Raw genomic sequence first — 1,458 nt, forward strand, 5'->3', positions numbered from 1 at the left:
TCGTCGACATCGCGCGCGAAGACCAGGTCTCGGCCGCGCCCGGCGATGATCACCTTGGCTCCGGCCTCGATGCAGCGCCTGGCCAGCGCCAGGCCCATGCCGGAGCCGCCGCCGACGATCAGGATTTTCTGTTTCGAAATGCTCATTTCGCTCTGCCTTTGCTTGGATGGACAAGGGCAGGAATTGGCAGTTCGGCGCGACAGAAGGAAACGGAAGAAACCGATAGTGCCATCGGAAAGGCCGATGGAGCAGGGCGGACGGGCGCCGTCTCTGGCTCAGCGCACCAGCGGACTTTCCCAGACGACAAACAGCAGAGCTTTCAGCTGGGCAAAGCGCTCCGGCCCAAGTTCGGTGCGCCATTCCTCCTCGATGTCGCGCAGGATATCGACCATTTTCCAGAACGCGGCATGACCGCGTTCCGTGGATCGCACCACGCGCGCACCGCCATCGCCGGGAATGTCGGAGCGGACGAGGTAGCCGTACCCTTCGAGACTGCTGAGCAGCTGGTTGATGGCCTGTTTGCTCATGCCGGCACGCTCGGCGATGGTGCCGGGCCGCGCGCCGTCCGGTCCGGGAAACTGCAACACCGCCATATGCGGCAGGCGCAATTCGTCGAAACCGGCGGCGTTGAGCTCCTTGATCAGCCGCCGCTGGATCGCTTGTGCCGGCACGCGCAGCAGGGCGCCGATCAGCAGGTTCTCGGTCTTGGTCTGTAGAACTTCCGTTGAGGTGGGCATTGACGATCCGGTAAATTGAGTTTACTGATAGCGAGTAAATGTAATTTACCGGAGGGCTTTGCGCAATGTCGGTCATGAATCTTCAGGTCAATCCAGCCAATGAGACCGGCGACAAGGGGCTGTCGATTCGCTTCCTGGTGACGGGCGACAGTTCGAACGGCAGCATCGCCGCCTTTGAGTTGAGGGTTGCCAGCGGACTGCGCCTGCTGGCGCCGGCGCACAGCCATGATCACTACGAAGAGACGATCTACGGCATTGAAGGGGTGCTGACCTGGACCGTCGACGGCAAGCCGATCGAGGTCGGACCGGGAGAAGCGCTGTGCATCCCGCGCGGCGCAGTCCATCGCTTCGACAACAATGGCAGCGCGGATGCGAAAGCGCTGTGCGTCGTCACACCAGCGGCGATCGGTCCGGACTATTTCCGTGAGATATTCGCCATGTTCCACGCCGCCGCCGGCGGTCCGCCGGACAAGGCTGGGATGATGGATATCATGCGCCGCCACGGGCTGACGCCGGCAGCGCCGCCGCCAAGCTGAAGTCGGTCGAAGAGGCGCCGGTCACGCGCCGCAAGCGCTGAAGGTGGTGCCGGGGTTCCAGTCCTTGAAGGCGATGGTCTGGCCTTCGACCGAGACGTTCCTGTGCTTGGTGCTGCCGTCCGGCTGCTTTTCGCTGCTGGTGCCTTTGCCGGTCAGCACATTGTACTCGCAGGCGCTTTCGGCAC

The 1,458-nt window shown here is 63.0% G+C and carries 3 protein-coding genes; 1 reads left to right on the forward strand and 2 read right to left on the reverse strand.

Annotated features, from left to right (window positions below):
• Together EN884_RS39980 and EN884_RS35770 are read right to left on the reverse strand one after the other, a co-directional pair.
• A partial coding sequence (locus EN884_RS39980) for an SDR family NAD(P)-dependent oxidoreductase (RefSeq protein ID WP_128361119.1) occupies window positions 1-146 on the reverse strand: 146 nt, incomplete at its 3' end.
• Between the two features lie 129 nt (window positions 147-275).
• Entirely contained in the window at window positions 276-737 is a 462-nt protein-coding gene (locus EN884_RS35770) for a MarR family winged helix-turn-helix transcriptional regulator (RefSeq protein WP_024501721.1), read from the reverse strand.
• Between the two features lie 65 nt (window positions 738-802).
• Here EN884_RS35770 and EN884_RS35775 point away from each other — a divergent pair, with 65 nt between their 5' ends.
• Complete coding sequence (locus EN884_RS35775) at window positions 803-1,273, forward strand: cupin domain-containing protein (RefSeq protein ID WP_024501720.1); 471 nt, start codon at window positions 803-805, stop codon at window positions 1,271-1,273.
• The last annotated feature ends 185 nt before the right edge of the window (window positions 1,274-1,458 follow it).

Source organism: Mesorhizobium sp. M7A.F.Ca.AU.001.01.1.1 (genome assembly GCF_004022735.1).
GTDB lineage: Bacteria > Pseudomonadota > Alphaproteobacteria > Rhizobiales > Rhizobiaceae > Mesorhizobium > Mesorhizobium ciceri.

Excerpts from the sequence above, each read along its gene's own strand:
- EN884_RS35770 (WP_024501721.1), bottom strand. The coding sequence starts at position 737 with ATGCCCACCTCAACGGAAGTTCTACAGACCAAGACCGAGAACCTGCTG.
- EN884_RS35775 (WP_024501720.1), top strand. The coding sequence starts at position 803 with ATGTCGGTCATGAATCTTCAGGTCAATCCAGCCAATGAGACCGGCGAC.